A 5,580-nucleotide genomic window follows, 5' to 3' on the forward strand; every position below is an offset into this window, starting at 1 on the left:
CACCGCACGCTTATGCATAAATTGAGCACGGGTAAGACGTAATGTCGTTAATATCTTCGTCAGTTTATACTGCTCCTGCAGTCGAAAGACATCATGCCATAATGCATTAGGGAAGGGTTTACGGGGTTTAGGACGCTGCCGCCAGGCTTCAAACTTAGCCTTGACGTCTTCCAAAGTTAAAGGGATATCTGTGGGTGAATCGGCTTCCACGGTGCTTCTCCTGAACTATTAACGATGCAGGAAAAGGCTAACAGCAAGGGCTGGGGGGAGTCACGCACGGTTGCAGAGGGGACACGTTGTAACGCTAAATTATAAGTATAGCTTTTTGTCACCCCAATGGGGGCTAAAAACCGTAAGTCATCAAGCGTATTCCAGTTTATAGATTCATCAGTAAGATGCATTAACACAATATGTGTTTCGAAAATCGGCTCGGAAACCCTAAACTGTTCGATATATTCTGGTGTGCATAACCAGGATGGTGTGGCGTGATGGCGACCCGCATAGGTTGTTGAAAGTGTTGCTTTCCAGTCACGATACCACATAAATTTTACGTCAATATCTTCAGTTGCAAAAAGCTTTTTCAACGCAATAGCGTGGTAGCCATGGGGTGGCTCTTTAGTAAAATAGGGTGGCCATTCAGCGACCGCAAAACTAATGGTTTCTGCTTGTGCTGATAAAGTGCAGCAAGCTATGAGTATGCATATACGTTTGAAAGAGGATGAGCCTAACATCATTTGCTGTTCACTAATATGTATTCATTAAATGGTAGACTATTCATTACATAAGACGAGTGTTTTAATGTGTCACAAAGGTGTTTCAAGCCTGAACTGGAGCCATAGATATGAAGTTAATGATGAGTATGCTCACAATGTTGCTTGTTTCTGGTTGTCATTTGCTGTCAACACAAGCCACGTTAGATCCTGCTTATAGAGATTACTTTTTACAAGACCATCAGCGACAGTGTAAACGTGCTGCTGATAATTCGGGCGATCCTAGGGTATGTCCTTGCGTAGCGAACCGTATGTTGAACAAATTACCTGCACAAACCCATGATTGGTTACAACAGGCGTTTATTATTCGTCAACAACAACCCTCAATAAGTCATGACGCTATGTTAGAACAACTAGCCAAAACGACTGGAAAGACGTCTCATGAGCTGCAAAGTGCCATAGAGCAGTCATTAGGCAAGGCATTTGTTGAGGCACAGGCTATTTGTGTAAGGCGCTCACAAGAGTAATTAGGTATTACTAGCCCGTTAAAACCCGTTTGATTGAGAATAACTGTTAAGGTGTTAACGATTAAGGGATATACAAGTGTTGGCTTGTATTGAATTTATAAATATGTCATGTAAATTGGCGAAAGCTTATATTTGAGTCGCTATACTACTGTTTTGAAACATCTGTTTTACTTTTGTTCAAAACGCTGTGCGGTAACGTTGCATGTTTATAATAGAGTGAACTACTACACGTTTTGTAAGCTACAAGTTCGGATTCTACTATCATTTGGGGTCTATCCGCTGAGACCAAATATTTGATATAAATAACGTGCATTAAATGAATTAGGTATTATCAATGAAGAAAACTGTTTTAGCACTCACGGCCGCTGCCGTGTTTACCACAGGATGTCAATCACCGAATCCTTATACTGGTGAATCAGAGTTTAATAAAACATCAAAGTATGGCGGAATCGGTGCATTGGCAGGTGCGGCTGTAGGAGCATTGGCAAATGGTAAGCGTGGTGCTTTAGCGGGTGCTGCTATTGGTGCCGCAGCGGGTGCTGGATGGGGCTATTACGTCGACCGTCAAGAAGATGCATTACGTCAACACCTTAGAAGTACAGGCGTAAAAGTCGTTCGTAATGGTGATCAGCTGTCGTTGATTATGCCCGGAAATATTACATTTAATACTGACTCTTATAATATTCAAGCAGGCTTTTATCGTACTCTAAACTCAGTGGGTATGGTTTTACGTGAGTTTGATCAGTCAGTAGTTGAAGTAGTAGGTCATACGGATAGTACGGGTGGACGTGCACATAATATGCAGCTTTCTGAAAACCGTGCGCGTAGTGTGTCTAGTTACTTGATAAATCAGGGCGTACTTGCTAACCGTGTCCGCTACTATGGTGTGGGACCAGATAGACCCATAGCCAGTAATGGTAATCCCCAAGGGCGTGCGCAAAATCGCCGTGTTGAGATTAACTTGCTGCCAATGTCTGGTGTACAGTACTAGTCGTTATCCAAGATAACTCTTTTACTCGGGGAGGATGCCACAGTGTGGTCATTTGATCAGATGAGGTGTTCCCCCAGGTTGCTAACACCTGGCAGTTAAACTGCTGGGTATAAAGACTCATCGCGGCAACATTTCGCTGTGCGACATCCCCATAAAATTGACTGGTAGGGAAGCGTTTTAAAAGGAAGTTAAATAACGCACATCCTAATCCCTGACGGAAGTAGCTTGGTTGTATGGCCAGTAAAGGAATATAAATCAGTCTTGGCGCAATCTGCTCACAAAAAATCACACCCTGTAGTTGTTGTCTACGATATATTCCCCAGCTAATGCTATTAGTAGGCAAAGCCAACATGCTTTGATAGGTAGAAGTACTTTGATACGAAAGTGTCGTTGAATTATTAGCAAAACTTTCTTTAATCAAATCTTCTATACGTTTTTTTTCCTCTCGCCTATTTGTATCAATAAGGCGAATTAAAGAAGACTCATTCATTATACAAAGTACTGCTTTTGATGCTGTAAGCGAAACAAGCTAAGGACTTGCAGTATTCGCTTTGTTCAAAGTTACTGCTAATGAGATCATTGTTAACATTAGCATACAAACTGAAAGGTTATGTGCATCAAATTTTTATGAAATGGCCCTGGTATGTATAAAGAAGCAATCTTAGCTCTCGGTGTCGGAATATTTGGGTTTATACTTCTTTATATCGTTCTATAAGCTGAGGTTTGCTGGTGAAGTTATTGCTATTAGTCATAGCGTTGGTGGGCAGTGATTGGATGCTGTTTTTCAGTGATGCTAAGGCAGAAACTTCAAATATTGATGTGGTGCGCTTAACCAATGGAGAGTGGCCCCCTTTTATGTCTGAACATTATAAAAACTATGGTGCTGCATCTGATATTGTTTCACGGGCGTTTGCGCTTCAAGGTATTAATGTTGAGTACAGCTTTTTTATGTGGGATAAGGCAATGAGGTTGGCGGCTGCAGGGCAGTGGGATGGTTCTATAGTATGGTCTTGGAATCAAGAACGTGAGCAAATTTTCCACTATAGTGATCCTGTAATAACATTGCGGACTATTTTTTTTCATCGCGTTGATACTCTATTTGACTGGAAAAACTGGTCAGATTTAGAGGGAAAAAAAGTAGGCGCAACCCGGGGATATTATTATGGTGAGGATTTTAAAAAAGCAGAAGAAAATCAATTGATTGAAGTTGTTCGTCAAGATACTGATTTGGACAATTTTAAGCAGCTGCTAAGAAGAAAAATAGACCTATTTGTGGTTGATACAGAAATTGGCTATGAATTATTGAATACGCATTTTCCTTCAGGTATTCGTCAGCTAGTTACTAGTCATCCTCGTACTCTCCGTGAAACAAGCTTTCACTTACTGCTTAACAGGAGTGTGAAGCAGAGTGAATATTTGCTGTCTTTATTTAATGTAGGTCTTAAGGAACTAAAAAGAAGGGGCGAGTACGATCGTATTTTGGATGATGTAATACAAGGTCATTATCGGTTGAACAAGAATAATTAAATTTTAATCTCTACCTTTTAATATCCTCCAGTTATCTGCCAGCCTATAAAATTTAGACCTCATTTTCTGTTAATGAGGCTACACTTAGACCAGAGTGACTTTAAGGTTTTAGTGGAGTTAGGGTTATGATAGCGACTATTCTGAAAACACTATTTTCTGTTTTTATGCTAGTTAACAGTCTGTTTGTCTTTGCTGAAGGCAAAATTAAACTAACCAATGGTGAATGGCCTCCTTATATGTCCGATAATTATAAACATAAAGGGCTGGTCTCTCATATTGTTGAGGAGGCATTCAAAGCAGAAGGTATAACTGTCGAATATGGTTTTTTTCCATGGAAGCGAGCATTTAAAGAAGGAGAACAAGGTAAAGAATGGCAAGGCTCTGTCGGTTGGAGTAAAAACGCCGAGCGTGAGCAGACTTTTTTTTATACTGCCCCCATTATTGAACTAAAAGATGTTTTCTTCCACCGAAAAGACTTGCAGTTTGACTGGAAGACAATTGATGATCTGAAAAATTATAAAATTGGTGCTTCAGTAGGTTACTTTTATGGTAAAGACTTTGAAGAAGCAGAAAAGACTAAAAAAATCAAAGTGTCTCGTACTTCGAAGGATGAAAATAACCTGAAAAAACTAGCCGCAGGAAAAATAGACATATTCCCAGCTACATTGGAAGTAGGCTATGAATTGATTGCAGATAAGTTACCTGAAGGCACCAAAAATGTGTTGACGAACCATCCACGTCCAGTAAGAACAACAAGCTACTACTTGATTATAAGTAAAAAAGTTAAAGACGCTCAAAAATATGTTGATGCATTTAACAGTGGGCTGAAAAAACTTAAAGAGTCTGGTAAGTACGAAAAAATGTTAAGTGATAGTGTTGAAGGTAAATACCGTCCATAGTCGAGGCTTCGAAACGTTTTATATGAGAGCGGTAAAGGACAGTTATTTAACGCTTGTTATCATAATTTTATGCAGTGTTCAATTAGCTCATAGTGAAGAGGTTATTCGTATTACCAGTGGCGAATGGCCTCCATTTATGTCTCAGAAGTACAAGTATTACGGTGCTGGCTCTCATCTTGTCACGGAAGCATTTGCAAAAGAAGGAATCGCGGTTCACTATGGTTTTTACCCTTGGAAGCGATCGATGAAGGAAGCTAAAGAGGGGAGCTGGGATGCGACATTATTGTGGGGTAAGAACGAAGAGCGAGAGGCATTTTTTTACTACAGCAATTCTGTGATTACATTACGTACCGTTTTCTTTCACCGCAAAGATATGCCATTTGATTGGCAGGACTGGTCGGATTTGAAAGGCTATAAGCTAGGCGTAACTCGTGGTTACTACTATGGTGAGGGTTTAAAAAAAACCATTGAGCAGAAAATTATGCAAGTGGATATTGCCAATACCGATACGATCAATTTCCATAAGCTTTTGGCAGGGCGTATTCAGCTATTTGTTATAGAGCCTGAAGTGGGCTACGAGTTACTGGCAGAGAATTTTCCTGACAGCAGTCGTGACTTATTGACCAACCACTCTCGCCCGTTACGTGAGGCAAACCCCCTTATGTCAGGATAGTTGTCGCCTCACCTGAAGTAAAAATCTAAAGAAAGGGGCGCAGGTGAATGATGAGTGAAGCGCGTATCAAAAGAAAGAAAAGAAGATATTCTAGCGAAGATGATGCCACCCCATAATATGAGTGTTCCAGCACTTGCAGAAGAAACCGGTATTTCAGCAAAAACCCTGTATAATTGGCGTCAGGTTGCGAAAAGAAAAGGCTGTGTTATGCCCGGAAACAAGAAGAATGCTGAGCAGTGGTCCTCAGCCGATC

The 5,580-nt window shown here is 40.6% G+C and carries 9 protein-coding genes; 6 read left to right on the forward strand and 3 right to left on the reverse strand.

The annotated features are described in order from the left end of the window. Window positions 1-210: hypothetical protein (locus F607_RS31570; protein ID WP_038292173.1), on the reverse strand; the 210-nt coding region annotated here is incomplete at its 3' end. Then, a complete protein-coding gene (locus F607_RS0124165; protein ID WP_157365591.1) occupies window positions 177-734 on the reverse strand; it encodes a type 2 periplasmic-binding domain-containing protein in 558 nt (185 codons plus the stop codon). The genes F607_RS31570 and F607_RS0124165, both read right to left, overlap by 34 nt. A 107-nt stretch (window positions 735-841) precedes the next feature. Between F607_RS0124165 and F607_RS0124170 the strand changes: the two genes are divergently transcribed. Then, the gene (locus F607_RS0124170; protein ID WP_027710109.1) at window positions 842-1,237 is read left to right on the forward strand and encodes a hypothetical protein; all 396 of its coding nucleotides are present in this window, start codon (window positions 842-844) and stop codon (window positions 1,235-1,237) included. 334 nt (window positions 1,238-1,571) lie between these two features. Then, on the forward strand, window positions 1,572-2,228 hold the full coding sequence (locus F607_RS0124175; protein ID WP_027710110.1) for a YiaD family glycine zipper/OmpA-like lipoprotein: 657 nt from the start codon (window positions 1,572-1,574) through the stop codon (window positions 2,226-2,228). Here the strand turns inward: F607_RS0124175 and F607_RS0124180 are convergent. Then, entirely contained in the window at window positions 2,194-2,718 is a 525-nt protein-coding gene (locus F607_RS0124180) for a GNAT family N-acetyltransferase (RefSeq protein ID WP_027710111.1), read from the reverse strand. The two genes, F607_RS0124175 and F607_RS0124180, sit on opposite strands and share 35 nt — an antisense overlap. A 239-nt stretch (window positions 2,719-2,957) precedes the next feature. Here F607_RS0124180 and F607_RS0124185 point away from each other — a divergent pair, with 239 nt between their 5' ends. The 4 genes from F607_RS0124185 to F607_RS0124200 form a co-directional block, all read left to right on the forward strand. Next, a complete protein-coding gene (locus tag F607_RS0124185; RefSeq protein ID WP_051311797.1) occupies window positions 2,958-3,755 on the forward strand; it encodes a substrate-binding periplasmic protein in 798 nt (265 codons plus the stop codon). Window positions 3,756-3,880: 125 nt separating this feature from the next. Beyond that, a complete protein-coding gene (locus F607_RS0124190) occupies window positions 3,881-4,654 on the forward strand; it encodes a substrate-binding periplasmic protein (protein WP_051311798.1) in 774 nt (257 codons plus the stop codon). Window positions 4,655-4,676: 22 nt separating this feature from the next. Then, the gene (locus F607_RS31575) at window positions 4,677-5,327 is read left to right on the forward strand and encodes a substrate-binding periplasmic protein (RefSeq protein ID WP_051311799.1); all 651 of its coding nucleotides are present in this window, start codon (window positions 4,677-4,679) and stop codon (window positions 5,325-5,327) included. A gap of 54 nt (window positions 5,328-5,381) precedes the next feature. After that, window positions 5,382-5,580, forward strand: a 199-nt coding sequence (locus F607_RS0124200) for a transposase (protein WP_027710114.1), incomplete at its 3' end; no start/stop codon positions are given.

Origin of the sequence: Zooshikella ganghwensis DSM 15267 (assembly GCF_000428585.1) — a bacterium.
Taxonomy (GTDB): Bacteria; Pseudomonadota; Gammaproteobacteria; order Pseudomonadales; family Zooshikellaceae; genus Zooshikella; species Zooshikella ganghwensis.

Coding starts and splice junctions, on each gene's coding strand:
- F607_RS0124165 (WP_157365591.1), bottom strand. CDS start 734: ATGATGTTAGGCTCATCCTCTTTCAAACGTATATGCATACTCATAGCT.
- F607_RS0124170 (WP_027710109.1), top strand. CDS start 842: ATGAAGTTAATGATGAGTATGCTCACAATGTTGCTTGTTTCTGGTTGT.
- F607_RS0124175 (WP_027710110.1), top strand. CDS start 1,572: ATGAAGAAAACTGTTTTAGCACTCACGGCCGCTGCCGTGTTTACCACA.
- F607_RS0124180 (WP_027710111.1), bottom strand. CDS start 2,718: ATGAATGAGTCTTCTTTAATTCGCCTTATTGATACAAATAGGCGAGAG.
- F607_RS0124190 (WP_051311798.1), top strand. CDS start 3,881: ATGATAGCGACTATTCTGAAAACACTATTTTCTGTTTTTATGCTAGTT.
- F607_RS31575 (WP_051311799.1), top strand. CDS start 4,677: ATGAGAGCGGTAAAGGACAGTTATTTAACGCTTGTTATCATAATTTTA.